The following is a 17,557-nucleotide window of genomic DNA, read 5'->3' on the forward strand; positions in this document are numbered from 1 at the left end:
CCCTCAGATCGCCGGCGCCGCGACCAGACGGTCGCCGGCGTCGAACACGAACACGTTGGTGGGATCGAGCACGGCGTCGAGGACCTCGCCGGGCTCGTATTCATGGACGCCGTGCAGCACCGCGACCCAGTTCAGGCCGTCGCGCTTGAGATGCACGAAGCTCTCCGAACCCGTGATCTCGGTGACCGAGACGGTCGCCGGAAAGGCATGGCGGCCATGGCTGCCGTCGCCCTTGGCCAGCCCAAGCTGATGCGGACGAAAGCCGACGCGGTAGCTGCCATCGGGCAGATCAGCATACAGACCAACGGCCGGCGCCTTGACGTTGCCTGCGTATTCCACGCTATCGCCGCGCTTCTGGATATCGACCGTGTTCATCGGCGGATCGGAGAACACCTGACCGACACGGAGGGTGTCGGGACGGCGGTACACCGACGCCGTGTCACCCGCCTGCAGCGCCTCGCCTTCCCACATGCAGATGGTGCGGCCGCCGAGCAGCAGCGCTTCCGACGGCTCGGTGGTGGCATAGACGAAGATCGCGCCCGACGCCTCGAAGATGCGCGGCAATTCGGTCCGCAACTCCTCGCGCAGCTTGTAGTCGAGATTGGCCAGGGGCTCGTCGAGCAGCACGAGATCCGCGCCCTTCACGAGCGCCCGCGCCATCGCCGTGCGCTGCTGCTGGCCGCCGGAGAGCTGCAACGGCGTGCGCTTCAGATAAGGCTCGAGCCGGAGCAGCCTCGCCGCTTCCGCCACGCGCTTCTCGATCTCCGCGCGCGGCTTGCCCTGCACGCGCAACGGCGAGGCGATGTTCTCGTACACCGTCAGCGAGGGATAGTTGATGAACTGCTGATAGACCATCGCGACCGAGCGCTGCCGGACGTCGGCGCCGGTGACGTCCTTGCCGTCGACCAGCACGCGGCCGGAGGTCGGCTTGTCGAGCCCCGCGAGCAGCCGCATGATCGAGGTCTTGCCGGACAGGGTCGGGCCGAGCAGCACGCTCAGCGTGCCGCGCTGCAAGGTCAGCGAGACGTCGCGGATGGTGGTGACGCCGTCGACGACACGCGAGACGTGATCGAGGGTAACGCTCATGCGCGTCCCCCGGCTTCACGCGCCGTGACGGCGGCGCGCTCGCGCTGGGCCATGATCCACGCATCGAGCGCAGCGATCTCGGCCGCCGTCATCCGCAAGCCCAGCTTGGATCGCCGCCACACGATGTCCTCGGCCGTCAACGCCCACTCGTTCGTCATCAGGTACCGGACTTCACGCTCCGTCAAGGTGCCGCCGAAATCCTGGCCGAGATCGGCCGAAGATGTCGCACCCGCGAGCATGCTTTTGGCCCGCGTGCCATAGGCATGCGCGATGCGCTTCGCATGTGCATCCGTGAGGAACGGATAGGTCTTGCGGAGATCCGCGATCAGCGAGGCAACCGCGTTGACCGACATGTCGCCGCCGGGCAGCCTCGCCTTGCCGGTCCAGCCCTCCTCCGCCTTCGCGCCCTTCAGATACGGCGAGAGCCGCTCCAACGCCTCTTCGGACAGCCGCCGGTAGGTCGTGATCTTGCCGCCGTAGATCGAGAGCAACGGCAGGCCGCCGGGCGTGTCGAGCTCGAAGACGTAGTCGCGCGTCGCCGCCTTGGCTTCGCTGGCGCCGTCGTCATACAGCGGCCGTACGCCGGAATAGCTCCACACGACATCGGCGGGCGTCACCGGCTTGGCGATGTATTCGCCGAGCGCGGCACAGAGATAGGCGATCTCCTCGTCGGACGCCTTCACCTTCGCCGGATCGCCCTGGTAGTCGCGATCGGTGGTGCCGATCAGCGTGAATTCCTGCTGATAAGGAATCGCGAAGATGATGCGGCCGTCGGCATTCTGGAAGATGTAGGCGCGGTCGTGATCGTAGAGCTTGCGCACTACGATGTGCGAGCCCTGCACCAGGCGCACCTTGGCCTTGGCGTTGACGCCGGCACCGGTCGAAAGCACCTGCTCGACCCATGGTCCGGCGGCGTTGACCAGCGCGCGCGCCTTGATGGTCTCGCGCTCTCCGGTCTGCGTATTCTCGGTCGTCACCAGCCAGACGTTGCCGTCCTGGCGGATCTCGGTGGCGCGCGTGCGCGTGCGGATCTCGGCGCCGCGGTCGGCGGCGTCACGTGCGGTCAGCACCACCAGGCGCGCGTCGTCGACGAAGCAGTCGGAATATTCAAAGCCGGAGGCGTAGCGCCCGGGGATCAGCGGACGGCCGACCTCGTCGCTGCGCAGGTTCACCGAGCGCGTCGGCGGCAGCAGCTTGCGGCCACCGAGATGGTCATACAGGAAGAGGCCGAGGCGCAGCAGCCACGCCGGGCGCAGGCCGGAATGATGCGGCAGAACGAAGCGCAAGGGACGGATGATGTGGGGCGCGATCTGCCACAGGATCTCGCGCTCGATCAGCGCCTCGCGCACGAGGCGAAACTCGTAATATTCGAGATAGCGCAGGCCGCCGTGAACCAGCTTGGTCGACCAGGACGAGGTTCCGCTCGCCAGATCGTTCATTTCGCACAGGAAAACGGAATTTCCGCGTCCGGCCGCATCGCGCGCGATGCCGCAGCCGTTCACGCCGCCTCCGATAATGGCGAGGTCGTAGATCCGCTCCAACAGACGCATCCCCCGAACAATCGCCTTGCGTAGGCGATTTCACTTTCGGTTTCGAGTTAAACACAAACGAAAGTGAAAGCAAATCGAAATTCGCAAGTTGGGCCGGGATTGGGCAAAACCTGCCCAAACCTGGATCAAGCAGCCTGCGGGGGTGGCGGGACGTCAGGCGCGGCGGAGCACGGAAGGCGAGGCGGTTTCGTTTGCCTCTGCGGCCTCCTCGGCCTCGTCCGCGGGCATGGCCGAGATCACCTCGATGCCCCTGCTGTGGCAGAGGCTGGCCAATCCGTCCGGCAACGGACGGCCGGTGACGAAGGTCTGGATCTGGCTGAGATGGGCGATACGCACCGGCGCGCTGCGGTGGAGCTTGGTGGAATCGGCCACCAGCATGACGCTGCGCGCATTGGCGATGATCGCCTGCGCGACCTGAACCTCACGATAATCGAAGTCCAGCAGCGCGCCCTCCTCGTCGATCGCGGATGCGCCGATGATCGCATAATCGACCTTGAACTGGCCGATCAGCTGCGTCGCCGTCGAGCCGACCACACCGCCATCCGAGCGCCGCACGCTGCCGCCCGCCACGATCACCTCAATGCGCGGATGCGGGTAGAGCAGCATCGCGACGTTGAGATTGTTGGTGATGACGAGGAGGTCCTGATGCGACGTCAGCGCGCTCGCCACCTCCTCCGTCGTCGTGCCGATGTTGATGAAAAGCGACGAGCCGTTGGGAATTCGCGCCGCCGCGATCGCGCCGATCGCCTTCTTCTCGTCGGCAGCGACGAAGCGCCGCGCCTCATAAGCGAGGTTCTCGACCCCCGAGGCGATGATGGCGCCGCCATGGATGCGCGTCAGCGCACGCTGCTCGCAGAGATCGTTCAGATCCTTGCGAATCGTCTGCGCGGACACTTCGAACCGGCGCGACAGATCCTCCACCATGACGCGGCCGGAGGCGCGGGCGATGTTGAGGATATCGGTCTGGCGTTGGGAGAGGACGGCCATGGCAAGCTTTCGAAACGAGCTGCACCATGGTGATGCTGATCGAGTCAAGGGTCAATGCACGTGGCGCCCAAACGCACCGCAACAATGACCGGCCTGTCAGAGGGCAGCATCACATCTTGCGTCTGACTGCGCCCCCACAGGTGGCCGTCGCGGCGAGGGTCCGATCAGGCCGCCGCGCTCAGCTCGCCGGTGACGATGCGCAGCGCGGCACGCTCGGCTTCACGGGCATTGCGAAACACCTGGCCCTCGAGCGCATTGAAGCGATGCGACGCGGCGAAGAAGCGGAAGCCGCCGCGATCGCGGACGACGATGCCTGCCGCCTGAGAGCTGACCTCGATGATGTAGGTGTCGGACATTGCGAAATCCCGTCGTTCATTCCGGGGCTTATAACGGAACGCCAAGGGGAATGTTCCCTGCAGCGCTCGCAGCTTCGGTCCATGCGGGAATGTCAGCAGGCGATTCTGTCCGTGGTGTGTTTAACTGATGCCGGGGTGATGATGAGGTGTTGTCGTTTCCGTTGTCTCGCAACGCAACCGGATCACCGAAGAGCGCGACACGATCCGGCACGCGGATCGGGATCGTTGCCAAGAGCGCCGAACACCGGTGTCTGCCGCCGTCAGTGTGGATCTTCCGGCACCAGAGTGGCCTTGCGATGCGACGCATCGGATCCGCCCAAACGGTCATGGTGACGGCCGAGCAGTTGATAGATCGTGCGAAGATCCTGCAGCACCTCGACGTGATGCTGGCGAAACGCACTGAGCTGAATCTCGTAGACGCCGATTCGCCGCTCGGCATGGAGAAGCCGCTGCTGCAGCTTCTTGAGGACCTCCAAGGTCAGCTTTTCTTCGACATCCGACATGGATTCTCTCCCACCCTGTTTGCGCAAGATGCCCCCATCGTTTCCCGCGCATCATCGGCCATTTTTTCCGGCCTGTTGTCGCCGCCCCAGCGAGCATTCGATCACGAATATGAGTTCTCAACGGAGACTCGCAATGCGGCAGAGACGCGGCACCGCGGCCTGACGCAACCTCAACTTGCGATCATCGTAAACGTGCCGGGCCGCAGCCCGCATTCGACTACACCGAATGCATCCTTGCGGGCTTTGTCGCGCGACCTCCCGGGAAACGCCAGCCGTCACGGCGCGGTTCCCCGATCAACGTCGCGTCATGTGCTGCGCGAATTAACCGACGTTATTGACGGCCGCAGCGATGCGATCACGTCGCAATCACGCCGTCGCGCTTGATCGGCTGCGGACGGCCATCGTCATCGATCGAGACGTAGGTGAAATTGCCGTCGGTGACGAGGATCGGCTGCTCCTCCCTCCGGCGCAGCACCCAGGCTTCGAGACGCACCGTCATCGAGGTGCGTCCGATGCGCACGAGATGCGCATAGACCGAGACGAGATCGCCGACATAGACCGCCTTGCGGAAGTTCATCGCTTCGATCGCCACCGTCACGGTGCGCGACTTCGCGACCTTGGCCGCGAACACCCCGCCGCCGACGTCCATCTGGCTGAGCAGCCAGCCGCCGAAGATGTCGCCATTGGCATTGGTGTCGGCGGGCATCGCCAAGGTGCGGATGCAGAGATCACCGCGCGGCTCGGTCGGCGGGGCTGATGCGGCAGATTCGGTCACGTCAGTCGGTCTCCAGTTAGCGACACCCGGCTGGAAGCGATCAGTCCGGCCTGATCATCTCGAACATGTCTTCCGCCTTGATCTCGAAATAGTCGCCGCGGCGGCCGGCGCGCACGATCGGATGCGCCAGCGCGGTCTGGTAGACGCCGTCCTTGATCAGCGTCTTGTCGATATGCACGGCGACGACCTCGCCGAGCGTCAGCCAGGCCTGGGCTTTCTTGCCGTCGGCGCCCTGCAGCTGGATGATCTGCGTCACCTTGCACTCGAACGCCACGGGGCTTTCGCCGACGCGCGGCACGTTGACGAACTTGCACGGCACCGGCGTGACGCCGGCGAGCGCGAACTCGTCAACCTCGCGCGCGACATGCGCGGCCGAGGCGTTCATGTGTTTGGCCAGGTCCCGCGTCACCAGATTCCAGACGAACTCGCCGGTGTCCTGGATGTTGGCGACCGAGTCCTTCCACTGCGTCGAGGAGAAGCCGATGATCGGCGGCGTGTAGTTGAAGGCATTAAAAAAACTGTACGGTGCAAGGTTGGCGTTACCCTTGCCATCGCGGGACGAGATCCAGCCGATCGGCCGCGGCGCGATGATGGCGTTGAAGGGATCGTGCTTGAGGCCGTGACCGTTCTTCGGTTCGTAAAAATGCAAGTCGCGTTCAGTCACGCCGTCGTCTCCTGGGCTGCCGTCATTCCGGGGCGCCTCGCGCGACAAAATGGCGAAGCCATTTTGCTCGGAAGAGGCGAGCCCGGAATCTCGAGATTCCAGGCTCGATGCTTTGCATCGCCCCGGAATGACTGCAACCTAGACCGCAGCGCCCCGCGAACCAAGCCCCGCCAGGACGAAATCGATCATCTCGTCCACGGTCGGGCCGGGCTTGGTCGCGCATTGCGCGATCATCTGCGGATGGAAGAAGCGCATCATCGCCGTCGTTGCACATTTCGTCGCCAGCTCGACGTCTCTGACGGCGAATTCGCCCGCTGCGGCGCCCTGCCCAATCACCCGACCGATGATCTGGGTGACCAGCAGCATGTGCGCCTCGCAGACCTCCCAGCTCTCCTCCATCGCGACAGCGACCATCTCGTGCAGCTTGTTGTCGCCGACATAGCGCTCGGTGTTCATGCGATGGATGGTGCCGAGCAGCTCGCGCAGCCGCGGCACCGCGGGGCCAGCGCGCTCCGCGATCGCGATCGCGGCCGCTTCGACCTGGCCCATCAAGGTCCGCGCGACACCCTGGTGAATCGCCTTCTTCGAATCGAAGAAGCGATAGACGTTCGCCGGGCTCATGCGGAGCTCCTTGGCGATGTCGGCGACGGTGGTCTTCTGGTAGCCGATCTGTCGAAACAGGCGCTCGGCAACGACGAGGATGCGCTCGCTTGTGTCGGGTTCGATGTGTTCGGAAACCAGCGTCATCATGCCTGCGATCTGTTGATCCCTACTCAGCCGCCTCGGCCAGAGGCAGCGCGGGGGCCGGGCCGTCAACGTGCTGCGTTGCGGAATGATCCTGCACGGCAGCCCCGCGCTCATCGAGGCTCTTGCGGAACCATAGGGCATACAATCCAGGCAAGTACAGCAGCGTCAGGAAGGTTGCAACGAACAAACCGCCCATGATGGTGATCGCCATCGGCCCCCAGAAGGCCGAGCGCGACAGAGGGATCATGGCCAGAATCGCCGCCAGCGCGGTGAGCACCACCGGGCGGGCGCGGCGCACCGTGGCCTCGATGATCGCCTCGCGGCGGGTCAGGCCCGAGGCGACATCGTGCTCGATCTGGTCGACGAGGATCACGGTGTTGCGCATGATCATGCCGGCGAGCGCGATCAGCCCGAGCAGCGCGACGAAGCCGAACGGCGCGTTGGCCACGTTCAGCCCGAGCGAGGCGCCGACGATGCCGAGCGGCGCGGTCAGGAACACCAGCAGCAGGCGCGAGAAGCTCTGCAGCTGGATCATCAGCAAGGTCAGCATCACGATCGCCATCAGCGGAAACAGCGCGGCCAGCGACGCATTGCCCTTGGCGGATTCCTCGATCGCGCCGCCCATCTCGATGCGGTAGGCGGGATCGAGCTTGCCCCTGATCTCGGCGAGCTTCGGCCAGATCTGGTTGGTCACGTCGGGCGCCTGCACGCCGTCGGCGACGTCGGCGCGCACGGTGATCGCCATGTCGCGGTTGCGCCGCCACAGGATCGGCTCCTCATGGGAGTATTCGATTCTGGCGATCTGCTGCAGCGGCACCGCGACGCCGTTGCGCGAGGTGATGGTGAGGTCGCCGACGCCTGCGAGATCGAGCCGCTCGGACGGCACGGCGCGGGCGATGACGCCGACCTTCTCGATGCCGTCGCGGATCGTCGTCACCTGCACGCCGGAGATCAGCATCGCCAGCGATTGCGATACGTCCTGCGGGGTCAGGCCGAGCGCGCGGGCGCGGTCCTGGTCGACGACGAGCTTGAGATACGGCGACTGCTCGTTCCAGTCGAGCTGCGGATCGCGCGTGTTCGGATTCTGCCGGACCACGTCCCGCACCTGGCGAGCGATGTCACGCACCACGGCGGTGTCAGGACCGATCACGCGGAACTGCACGGGGAAGCCGACCGGCGGACCGAAATTGAAACGGTCGACGCGCACGCGCGCCTCGTTGATCTGGCCATCGGCGGCCGCCGCCTCGATCCGCGCCTTGATGCGCTCGCGGGCGGCGACGTCCTTGGCGACGATGACGATCTCGGCGAATGCCTCGTTCGGCAGCTGCGGCGACAGGCCGAGCCAGAACCGCGGCGAGCCCTGGCCGACATAGGAGGTGAAGGTCTCGATGTCCTTGTCGCCCTTCAGCAGGCCCTCGGCCTTGCGCGCCGCCTTTTCGGTGACGTTGAACGCGGTGCCTTCCGGCAGCCGCAGCTGCAGGAACAGCTCGGGCCGCTCCGACAGCGGGAAGAACTGCTGCTGCACGTGGCCGAAGGCTATGATCGAGGCCGCGAACACGCCGACGGTCGCCGCGACGGTGGTGATGCGATGATCGACGCACCAGCGCACGATCCGGCGCAGGCCGCGATACATCTTGGTATCGTAGATCGCGTGCTCGTCATGGCCGTGATGCGCCTTCATGTCCGGCAGCAGCTTGACGCCGATATAGGGCGTGAAGATCACCGCGACGAACCATGACGCGACCAGCGCGATGGCGACGATCCAGAAGATGCTGCCGGCATATTCACCCGTCGCGGAGTTGGCGAAGCCGATCGGCAGGAAGCCGGCGGCCGTGACCAGCGTGCCGGTCAGCATCGGAAACGCGGTGGATTCCCAGGCATAGGACGCGGCGCGGACGCGGTCCCAGCCCTGCTCCATCTTCACCACCATCATCTCGACCGCGATGATCGCGTCGTCCACGAGCAGGCCGAGCGCGATGATCAGCGCGCCGAGAGAAATGCGGTGCAGGTCGAGGCCCATCGCGTTCATCACGACGAAGACGATGGCGAGCACCAGCGGCACCGACAGCGCCACCACGATGCCGGTGCGCCAGCCCAGCGCCAGGAACGACACGAACAGCACGATCACCAGCGCCTCGACGAATGAGTGCACGAACTCGCTGACCGCGGTCTCGACCACCTTGGGCTGGTCGGCGATCTGCGTCAGCTCGATGCCCTGCGGCACCGCCTTCATGAAATCGTCGGAGGCGGCGTGGACGTCCTTGCCGAGCTCCAGGATGTTGGCGCCCTTGGCGGTGACGACGCCGATGCCGAGCGCCGGCTTGCCCTCCTGATGCACCGTGAAGGTCGGCGGATCGACGAAGCCATGCGTCACGGTGGCGATGTCGCCGAGCCGGAACACGCGGCCATTGCTCTCGACCGGCGTCTCGGCCACCGCCTTGGCGCCGTCGAGCGCACCGGTGACGCGCAGCGGCACGCGCTGCGACGAGGTCTCCACCGTTCCGGCAGGCGTGATGTTGTTCTGCTTGGCGAGCGAATCGAACAGCGCCTGCGCGGTGATGCCGAGCGTCGCCAGCTTGGCGTGGCTGAACTCGACATAGATGCGCTCGTCCTGGGTGCCGTAGAGATTGACCTTGGTGACGCCGTTGACCTTGAGCAGCCGCTGGCGCAGGCCCTCGGCGACCTTCTTCAGCTGCGCATAGTCGGCGCCGTCGCCGGTCATCATGAACAGGATGGAGTCGACGTCGGAGAACTCGTCATTGACGAACGGCCCGAGCACGCCGGAGGGCAGCGAGGTCTGCGCATCCGCGAGCTTCTTGCGGACCAGGTAGAACAGATACGGCACCTCCTTCGGCGGCGTCGAGTCGCGGAAGGTGATCTGCATCGCGCTGAAGGCCGGCTTGGAATAGGTCTGCACCTTCTCGAAATAAGGCAGCTCCTGCAGCTTCTTCTCGATCGGGTCGGCGACCTGGCTCTGCATTTCCTGGGCGTTGGCGCCCGGCCACATCACCGAGATGTTGACGACCTTGACCGTGAAGGACGGATCCTCGGCGCGCCCCAGCCGCTGATACGAAAGAAAGCCGAACAGGCCGAGCGCGACGATCAGGAACAGCACCAGCGGCGGATGACTGACCGCCCAGGCCGACAGATTGAACCGCTTCATGGCATGCTCCCCGATGAGGACCTAGTCGCTATAAGCTCTGTGACCTCACCCTTCGAAACGGCGCTTCGCGCCTCCGCGAGGAAGAGGGTCTCTTTTCTCACCGTGAGCACGCTGCTCATGGTCGATATTCAGCCCCGGCTTCGGAGCTCCTCCTCATGGTGAGGAGCGCCGCAAGGCGCGTCTCGAACCATGAGGCCACGCTCCGGGCCTCGCCCTTCGAGACGCCCGCCTTCGGCGGGCTCCTCAGGGTGAGGGTCGAAAGTCCGTCAGAACGTCAGTGCCGAAACCACGCGCACCTTTTGCGCGGGGTCGATCTTCTGCACGCCGAGCGCGACGACCTTCTCGCCTTCGTCGACGCCTGAGGTGATCAGCACGTCCTTGCTCTCATAGGCCTTCACCTTGACCGGCTTCAGCGTCACCTCGCCCTTGTCGTTGACGACGTAGAGCGAGGGATCGCGGCCGTCGCTGAACAGCGCCGACAGCGGCAGCCGCGCGACGCGCGTCGTGGCGGGATCGAACAAAGTGAGCGTCGCGGTCATGCCGAGCGAGACGCTGTCCTTGGCGTCGGGCAAGGAGAACTTTGCGAGATAGGTGCGGGTGGCGGGATCGGCGGCGGGCGCGATCTCGCGCAGCCGCGCCGTGTAGGTCTTGCCGCTCTCCGACCACAGCGACACGGTCGCCACGCCGTTCTTGGCGCGATCGAGCAGGGTCTCGGGGATCGCGACCACGGCCTCCTTCTCGGCAAAGCGCGCGACGCGGATGGCGGCCTGGCCGGCGGCCACGACCACGCCCGGCTCGATCATCGAGGCGGTGACGACGCCGCGCGCATCCGACGCCAAGGTCGCGTAGGACAGCGAATTGCGCGTCAGCTCGACCGAGCGCTCGGCGCGATTGAGCCGTGCGCGGGCCTCGTCGGCGGAGGCCTTGGCTTGGTCCATCTGCGCATCCGTGGTCCAGCCCTTGGCGCGCAATTCCTTCGCCCTGACCTCGGCGGCGGAGGCCTGCGCCAGCACGCCGGTGGCGGCGCGGAATTCGGCATCGGCCTGCTCGGCCTGCAGCTTCAGATCGACCTCGTCGAGCGTGGCGAGCGGCTGGCCCATCTCGACGGTCTGGCCGACCTCGACGAGGCGCTTGGCCACCTTGCCGGCGACGCGGAAGCCGATGTCGGCCTCGATCCGCGGGCGGATGGTGCCGACGAAGCTGCGCTCCGGCGTTTCGGCCTCGTAATGGACGGCGGCGACCAGAACCGGCCGGATCGGCTCGGCCTTCTGGGCGATGGTTTCATTGCACCCGGCCAGGGCGACCGCGGTCGCCGCCAGCGCAACGCCACCCAACAGCCTGGAAAAGCTGGAAAAAACCTGCTGCACGAGCATCGGACACCCCTTCGCTGCTGTTGCGAAGGAGTGTCGATTATTGAGTGATGATTGTCAATAATCGTCAGTGATCATGACTTCGTGAGCGTTAAGACAAGTTGCCGCAGGTGCGCAGTGGAGTGGCGGCCTCGTTCGGAGGGAGACGACGCTCGCTCAGCAACAGTCATTCCGGGGCGACCGCGCCAGCGGTCGAACCCGGAATCTGGAGCTTGGTTTGCACCGTCATCACTCATCTCGAGATTCCGGGTTTGGTCGCTTTCGCGACCGCCCCGGAATGACGGCGGGAGGATGCTAACGACTTTGCCAACGAACCGATGGCCGCAGCACATCGCTCACCTCACCACGCGTATCGCAGCATGCCCTTGCCCAGATACGACCTCGAGACGTTGGAGAACTCGCCGTCGAAGGTTAGCGTCGTCGACCAGCCGTTCAGCCAGCCCATCTCGGCCGAGGCCGTGATCAAGCCCGCATCCTTCGCCCCCGCCGCGCCGTTGACGACGAAGCTGGCGCCGGGCAGCGCCTGGAAGGTCGCGGCTGCGGTGCGGCTCGGGTTGAAGTCGTGGGCCCAGGCAGCGCGGCCGCGCAAGGTCAGCACGCCATCGACAACCGCGAAGGATTTGTCGCTGCGCAGGCCGAGCTCGCTGCGCGTATCGGTCACGCTCTGGCTTGCGTAGTTCAGCGCGAAGGTGCCGCTGCCTGACAGCACCTGCTCGGCATAAGCCGGCAGATCGATCCGCGTCAGCTGCACGGCGGTGTACGGCGTCATGCCGAGGCCGCCGAACCATGGCGTGGCGACACGGTAGCCGGCCTCGAGCCGCCCCGACCAGGTGTTGGTGTTGAACTGCGCGCGCAGCCGGTCGACGCCTGACACGGCGACGATGCGATCGCTGGTCACGTGCTGCCAGCCGTAAGCCAGCGCCGCCGACAGATACGCCGGGCCGATCGCATGGCGCACGAAGGCACCGGCCTGGAACAGGTCTGAGCGGCCGCTGCCGAGCGTGCCGACATTGAAGTTCGTGCCGCCGCCCGCGAGCGCGAAGCCCGCGATCGTGTGGGGCCCGATCAGATAGTCGAGGCCGACCGCCGTGCCGTAGATGCGGCTCGAGCTGTTGCTCGATCCCGCCGCGGCATTTCCGTCGGTGGATTGGCCGCCGCCGAAGCCCGAGGCCCACACCGCCCAGCGCTGCGCGAAGCTCGCGGGCCGCGCCTTGTCGAGCGATGCCATCGCATCGCGCGCATCGCCCTTGCGCGCCGGCGGATCGGATGCGTAGCCGAGCGCACCGCCGCCCGGCGATCCGCCGCGGCCGGCCGCCGTCGGGTCCATCAGCATGCCGGCGAACTGCCCCATCGCGTCGACCGAGGTCGATTGCGGGCTCGTGCCCTGCTCGCCGGACAATTGCGTCAGACCGGCCGCCGTCAGCCCGCCGAAGGCGCGCGGAATGCGTCCCTCCTTGTTGAAGTAGTTGATGATGGTGTTGCCGACGCCCTGCTGGTTGGCGCTGAAGCCGGAGCCGGACGGCGGCGCGAAGGCGAGCGCGAGATCGAGATAGGCGTGGGTGGCGTCATAGCTCAGCGACGTCGCAAAGCTCGCCGGCAGGCTCGTGGTCACCACGCCGGACGCGAACGTGCCGGAGAGTCCGCCAGTCGCGGTGAGGATGGTGTAGCGCTTCTCGATGTAGCTGCCGGCCGCGAACGACGCCGAGACCGTCGCGCCTTCGAGCGTGGCGGTGCCCGCCACGGTCGCGAAGGATGAAGTGGTGGGATCGACCTGGACTATATACAGCGCGCCGGACTGGAAGGCGAGATTGCCGGACACGGTCATCGACGAGCCGACGCTACCGCTGCCAGGCGTGAAGGTCCCGCCGGAGGCGACCAGCAGATGGCCGACCGTGCCGGTGCCGCTCAGCGTGCCGCCCGCATTGATCGTCGTGAGACTCGACGCTGCGATCGAACCATCCACCTGCAAGATGCCGCCATTGATGGTCGTCGTGCCGGTGTAGTTGTTCACGCCCGACAGCACGACACGGCCACTGCCGCTCTTCACCGCGCTGCCGGTCCCGGACAGTGAGGCGCTGACCGTCCCGCTCTGCAACGCGAAGCTGCCGCTCGACGCGAGCGCGCCATTGGCAATCGTGCCGCCATTCAGGCTGACGCCGCCATTTTGCGTCTGCACCGTGCCGCCGAGATCGAGCAGGCCACCCCACATCGCAAGTGTACCGCCGGCGGCGCCGAGCGTGCCGCTGCCGCCGAGTTGCAGCGTTCCGGCGGTGATCGTCGTGCCGCCCGTGTAGTTGCTGGCGCCGGATAGCGTCACGGTGCCGGTGCCGGTCTTGCTGACGCCGCCCGTTCCCGCAAGCGCCGCACTCACCGTCCCGCTCTGCAGATCGAAGCTCGCGTTCGAGGACAGCGTGCCGTTGGCGATCGTGCCGCCGCTCAGGCTCACCCCGCCATTCTGCGTCTGGCTGGTGCCGCCGAGATCCAGGGTGCCGCCCCACATCATGAGCGTATTGCTGATGGCGCCGAGTGTCCCGCTGCCGCTGAGTTCAAGCGTGCCGGCGGAGATCGTGGTGCCACCCGTATAGCTGTTCGCACCCGACAGCGTCACGGTGCCGCTGCCGGTCTTGCTGACGCCGCCCGTTCCCGCCAGCGACGCACTGACCGCGCCGCTCTGCAGGTCGAAGCTCGCGTTCGAGGACAGCGTGCCGTTGGCGATCGTGCCGCCGGTCAGGCTCACGCCGCCATTCTGCGTCTGCGTCGTCCCGCCGAGATCGAGTGTTCCGCCTGAGACCTCCAGCGTATTGCTGGTCGCCCCCAAGGTCGCGCTGCCGTTGAGCTGCAGCCAGCCGGCGGACACGGTGGTGCCGCCGGTGTAGCTGTTGGCTCCGGACAGCATGACGAAGCCGGAGCCGGTCTTGCTGACGCGGCCCTGGCCCGCAAGCGCTGCGTTGACCGTGCCGCTCTGCAGGGCGAAGGTCGCGCTCGATGACAGCGTGCCGCTGGCGATCGTGCCTCCGGTCAGCGTCACGCCGCCATTCTGCGTCTGCGCCGTGCCGCCGAGATCGAGCGTGCCGGCGGAGACAGCGAGTGAGTTGGAGATCGCGCCCAGCGTGCTGCTGCCGCCGAGTTGCAGCGTGCCGCCCGCGACGGTGGTGCCGCCGGTGTAGCTGTTGGGACCGGTCAGGATCACCGTGCCGGTGCCGTTCTTGTAGACATCGCCGCTGCCGGCCAGCGCAGCGGCCACCACGCCGCTTTGCAGAAGGAACGTTCCGCTCGACGACAGGGTCCCGTTTTGGATCGTTCCGCCTGTGAGCGTCACACCCCCATTCTGCGTCTGTGTGGTGGCGCCGAGATTGAGCGTGCCGCCGGACACGGTGAGCGAGCCGCTGGACGCGCCGAGCACGGCGCCGCTGGCGAGCTGCAAGGTGCCGCCCGCGACCTCCCAGTTCACCGCCGTGCTGTTGGTGCCGCTCACGGTCCAGGTGCCGGTGCCCGACTTGGCCAGCCGGCCGAAGCCGAGATACTGCGTCCCGATGCTGGAGAGGTCGAAGCTCCCGTTGGTCGCACCGGTCAGGTTGATCGAATCGGACCTGCTGTAGGCTGTGACGTTGCCGATGATGCTGCTGCCGGCGATCAGTTGCAGGCCGTTGACGCCGCCGGTGAAGGTGATGGCGTTGGCGCGCGTCGTGCCGTCGCCCGACAGGCCGCCCGAGATCGTGCCGCTGTTGAAGATCACGAGATCCGCGCCGGTGATGCCGACGCCGCCGGCGCCCGCGGTGCCGCCGCCGCCGCTGCCCGCCGCGCCGCCATTGCCGCCGGTGATCGTGCCGGTGTTGAAGATGGTCAGGCCGCCCGATGCCGCGATCCCGGCGCCGCCTGCGCCGCCATTGCCGGCGCGTTCGCCGTTGTCTCTTGTGAAGATCGCGCCACCCGCGCCGCCATTGCCGCCGCTGATGGTGCCGGAATTGTTCAAGCCATTGGAGCCGCCCGTCACATACAGACCAATGCCGCCGCTGCCGCCATCGCCGCCCGCGGAGCCGCCGACGCCGCCATTGCCGCCGTTGCCGCCATTGCCCGCGGTGATCGTGCCGCTGCTGTTGTTGACGGTCAGGCCGATGCCGCTGACGACCGTGCCATAGCCGCCCGCGCCGCCGCCGCCACCACCGCCGATCCAACCTCCGTTCGAGAATCCCGGCGGTCCGTTGCCGCCGTTGCCGCCATTGCCGCCGGACACGCTGGCGAGGCTGCCCGCCGTCGTGACGACAGCGCCATGCGCGCCGCCACCACCACCACCGCCGCCCATGGCGCCGGTCGGCGCATCGCTGCCATTGGCGCCATTGGCACCGGCCGTCGCACCGCCCGCGCCGCCAGCGGCTCCGTTGCCGTCATGATCAAAACCGACGCCACCCGCGCCGCCCGTTACACCGGCGCCGCCGCCACCGCCGCCCGTCGCGTAGCTGTTCTCGGTCGTCCCCGCGCTGCCGCTGCCCCCGGCACCTAGCGCGCTATCGGCGCCGCCCGCAGCCCCGGTTGTCAGGCCGTTGCCGCTGCCGCCGCCGGCCAGCGCCGGCGTGACGATCGCAAGCGACAGCACCAGCGCGGTCGTTCCGAGAAAGCTCTGCACGGCCAAGCCTGGCCGACGCATCATCACAGCACGCATCAATCGTCCCACAGCATCGATCTGCCGGGACTCCCGCGCTGCGTCGTCATCGATCGCCGTCGCAGACGAGCTGGACGGTGGCCGCAATCGCAGAGCCCCAAACCTCTGCGCTGGGGTAACAACGCGTGCCAAGGGCGACAACGAAAGGCCCGGTCGAGGACCGGGCCGTTCGTCTCAATCACTTGATGGGCGATCTCAGGCGCATGTAATTGCCGGCCGATTGCGGCCGATGCGCCACAGTGCGGTCGCTATTCCGCCGGCGCCTGTCCCGCGAATTCCACCTTGCTCTCGTGGCCGCCGAAGAACACCAAGAGCCCGGCGATCAGCGGCAACGCCGACAGCGCAAGCAGACCGTGCGTGGTCGAACCCGTCGTGTCCTTGATCCAGCCGACCAGATACGGGCCGCCGAAGCCGGCGAGATTGCCGATCGAGTTGATCAGCGCGATCGCGCCTGCCGCAGCCGTGCCCGACAGCCACGCCGTCGGCAACGTCCAGAACACGCCGAACACGCAGAACACGCCGATCGCCGCGAAGGTCAGCGCGACCATGGTCAGCGTGGGATCGCCGATCTGGCTCGATGCCGCCAGCGCAACGGCGATCAGGATCATCGGCGCGCCGACATGCACCACGCGCTCGCGCGTCGCATCGGAATGCCGCGCCCACAGGATCATCGCGACGGTGCCGAACGCGTAAGGAATCGCGGTGACGAAGCCTGTCTGCGTGTTCGTCAGGCCGAACGCCTTGACGATCTGCGGCAGCCAGAACTGCATGCCATAGAGCGCGCCGACGAAGCCGAAATAGATCAGGCTGAGCACGATCACCTTCGGCGACGACAGCGCCTCGCCCAGCGTCATGTGTCCGGCCGCCTGCTTGGCCGCGGTCTCCGCCTCGAGCCTGGCTGCGAGCCAGGCCTTTTGCTCGGCCGACAGCCAGGTCGCGTGCTCCGGCCGGTCGGTCAGATAGAACCAGGTCACGACCCCGAGGACGATCGACGGGATGCCCTCGATGATGAACAGCCACTTCCAGCCCTGCAGGCCCATGAAGCCGTGCATGCCGAGCAGCAGGCCCGACACCGGCGCGCCGATCACGGTGGAGATCGGCACCGCGACCGCGAAGGCGGCGAGGAAGCGCGCGCGATACTGCGCGGGGTACCAATAAGTGAGATAGAGGATGATGCCGGGGAAGAAGCCGGCCTCGGCCACGCCGAGCAGGAAACGCAGCGCGTAGAAGCTCCACGGCCCCGACACCAGCGCCATCAGCGCCGAGATGATACCCCACGTCACCATGATGCGCGCGATCCAGCGGCTGGCGCCGAACCTCTCCAGCGCCAGATTGCTCGGCACCTCGAAGATGAAATAGCCGATGAAGAAGATGCCGGCGCCCCAGGCGAACACCAGCGGCGAGAACTTCAGCTCGGCATTCATCGTCAGCGCGGCGAAGCCGAGATTGACGCGGTCGAGATAGGAGAAGAAATAAGCGAGCACCAGGAAGGGAATCAGCCGCCAGGAAATGGCGCGGATGGTCGCGGCCTCGATGTCGGAGCGGCCGGATGCGGCCGGACTGGTGGCGGTTGGGCTCATCGATCTCCTCCCCGGAGCATTGCGGAATTTGGTAGTTGATGGGCGGTGTTGAGCATCGGTGACGGCAAGTCAATCGGAAAACCTGACATCCCACAGCTCATCGGCGCATCCCGGGC

The 17,557-nt window shown here is 66.6% G+C and carries 12 protein-coding genes; 1 reads left to right on the top strand and 11 read right to left on the bottom strand.

Annotated elements, in window-relative coordinates; translation table 11 throughout:
- Positions 1 to 3: 3 nt before the first annotated feature.
- From NLR35_RS08520 to NLR35_RS08535, 4 genes are all read right to left on the bottom strand, one after another.
- Positions 4 to 1,086: an ABC transporter ATP-binding protein gene (locus NLR35_RS08520; protein ID WP_257166094.1), complete on the bottom strand. Its 1,083-nt coding sequence runs from the start codon at positions 1,084 to 1,086 to the stop codon at positions 4 to 6.
- Positions 1,083 to 2,636: a glycerol-3-phosphate dehydrogenase gene (glpD, locus tag NLR35_RS08525; protein ID WP_257166095.1), complete on the bottom strand. Its 1,554-nt coding sequence runs from the start codon at positions 2,634 to 2,636 to the stop codon at positions 1,083 to 1,085. Before glpD ends, NLR35_RS08520 begins: the two co-directional genes overlap by 4 nt.
- Positions 2,637 to 2,789: 153 nt before the next feature.
- Positions 2,790 to 3,623 carry a DeoR/GlpR family DNA-binding transcription regulator gene (locus NLR35_RS08530; RefSeq protein ID WP_006612521.1) on the bottom strand — a complete coding sequence of 278 codons (834 nt, stop codon included), beginning with the start codon at positions 3,621 to 3,623 and terminating at the stop codon, positions 2,790 to 2,792.
- 164 nt (positions 3,624 to 3,787) lie between these two features.
- A complete protein-coding gene (locus NLR35_RS08535; protein ID WP_006612520.1) occupies positions 3,788 to 3,979 on the bottom strand; it encodes a hypothetical protein in 192 nt (63 codons plus the stop codon).
- A gap of 149 nt (positions 3,980 to 4,128) precedes the next feature.
- On the opposite strand from NLR35_RS08535, the gene NLR35_RS08540 reads away from it, so the two are divergent.
- Complete coding sequence (locus NLR35_RS08540; RefSeq protein ID WP_257166097.1) at positions 4,129 to 4,866, top strand: hypothetical protein; 738 nt, start codon at positions 4,129 to 4,131, stop codon at positions 4,864 to 4,866.
- On the opposite strand, the gene NLR35_RS08545 is transcribed toward NLR35_RS08540, so the two are convergent.
- The 7 genes from NLR35_RS08545 to NLR35_RS08575 all read right to left on the bottom strand — a co-directional run bounded on the left by NLR35_RS08545 (position 4,838) and on the right by NLR35_RS08575 (position 17,441).
- Positions 4,838 to 5,188, bottom strand: a complete 351-nt coding sequence (locus NLR35_RS08545; protein WP_306577324.1) for an acyl-CoA thioesterase — start codon at positions 5,186 to 5,188, stop codon at positions 4,838 to 4,840. The two genes, NLR35_RS08540 and NLR35_RS08545, sit on opposite strands and share 29 nt — an antisense overlap.
- A 109-nt stretch (positions 5,189 to 5,297) precedes the next feature.
- The gene (locus NLR35_RS08550; protein WP_257166099.1) at positions 5,298 to 5,921 is read right to left on the bottom strand and encodes a flavin reductase family protein; all 624 of its coding nucleotides are present in this window, start codon (positions 5,919 to 5,921) and stop codon (positions 5,298 to 5,300) included.
- Positions 5,922 to 6,059: 138 nt separating this feature from the next.
- A complete protein-coding gene (locus tag NLR35_RS08555) occupies positions 6,060 to 6,668 on the bottom strand; it encodes a TetR/AcrR family transcriptional regulator (RefSeq protein WP_257166167.1) in 609 nt (202 codons plus the stop codon).
- A gap of 22 nt (positions 6,669 to 6,690) precedes the next feature.
- Positions 6,691 to 9,831 carry an efflux RND transporter permease subunit gene (locus tag NLR35_RS08560; RefSeq protein WP_257166100.1) on the bottom strand — a complete coding sequence of 1,047 codons (3,141 nt, stop codon included), beginning with the start codon at positions 9,829 to 9,831 and terminating at the stop codon, positions 6,691 to 6,693.
- A 266-nt stretch (positions 9,832 to 10,097) separates the two neighbouring features.
- Entirely contained in the window at positions 10,098 to 11,204 is a 1,107-nt protein-coding gene (locus tag NLR35_RS08565) for an efflux RND transporter periplasmic adaptor subunit (RefSeq protein ID WP_257166101.1), read from the bottom strand.
- A gap of 337 nt (positions 11,205 to 11,541) precedes the next feature.
- Complete coding sequence (locus tag NLR35_RS08570; RefSeq protein WP_306577304.1) at positions 11,542 to 15,849, bottom strand: autotransporter domain-containing protein; 4,308 nt, start codon at positions 15,847 to 15,849, stop codon at positions 11,542 to 11,544.
- Between the two features lie 260 nt (positions 15,850 to 16,109).
- Positions 16,110 to 17,441 (bottom strand): MFS transporter, encoded by a 1,332-nt coding sequence (locus NLR35_RS08575; protein ID WP_257166103.1) that lies wholly within the window; start codon positions 17,439 to 17,441, stop codon positions 16,110 to 16,112.
- Positions 17,442 to 17,557: the final 116 nt, after the last annotated feature.

Origin of the sequence: Bradyrhizobium sp. SRS-191, from assembly GCF_024586915.1 — a bacterium.
GTDB lineage: Bacteria > Pseudomonadota > Alphaproteobacteria > Rhizobiales > Xanthobacteraceae > Bradyrhizobium.

Excerpts from the sequence above, each read along its gene's own strand:
- NLR35_RS08520 (WP_257166094.1), bottom strand. The coding sequence starts at position 1,086 with ATGAGCGTTACCCTCGATCACGTCTCGCGTGTCGTCGACGGCGTCACC.
- glpD (WP_257166095.1), bottom strand. The coding sequence starts at position 2,636 with ATGCGTCTGTTGGAGCGGATCTACGACCTCGCCATTATCGGAGGCGGC.
- NLR35_RS08530 (WP_006612521.1), bottom strand. The coding sequence starts at position 3,623 with ATGGCCGTCCTCTCCCAACGCCAGACCGATATCCTCAACATCGCCCGC.
- NLR35_RS08535 (WP_006612520.1), bottom strand. The coding sequence starts at position 3,979 with ATGTCCGACACCTACATCATCGAGGTCAGCTCTCAGGCGGCAGGCATC.
- NLR35_RS08545 (WP_306577324.1), bottom strand. The coding sequence starts at position 5,188 with ATGCCCGCCGACACCAATGCCAATGGCGACATCTTCGGCGGCTGGCTG.
- NLR35_RS08555 (WP_257166167.1), bottom strand. The coding sequence starts at position 6,668 with ATGACGCTGGTTTCCGAACACATCGAACCCGACACAAGCGAGCGCATC.
- NLR35_RS08560 (WP_257166100.1), bottom strand. The coding sequence starts at position 9,831 with ATGAAGCGGTTCAATCTGTCGGCCTGGGCGGTCAGTCATCCGCCGCTG.
- NLR35_RS08565 (WP_257166101.1), bottom strand. The coding sequence starts at position 11,204 with ATGCTCGTGCAGCAGGTTTTTTCCAGCTTTTCCAGGCTGTTGGGTGGC.
- NLR35_RS08570 (WP_306577304.1), bottom strand. The coding sequence starts at position 15,849 with ATGATGCGTCGGCCAGGCTTGGCCGTGCAGAGCTTTCTCGGAACGACC.
- NLR35_RS08575 (WP_257166103.1), bottom strand. The coding sequence starts at position 17,441 with ATGAGCCCAACCGCCACCAGTCCGGCCGCATCCGGCCGCTCCGACATC.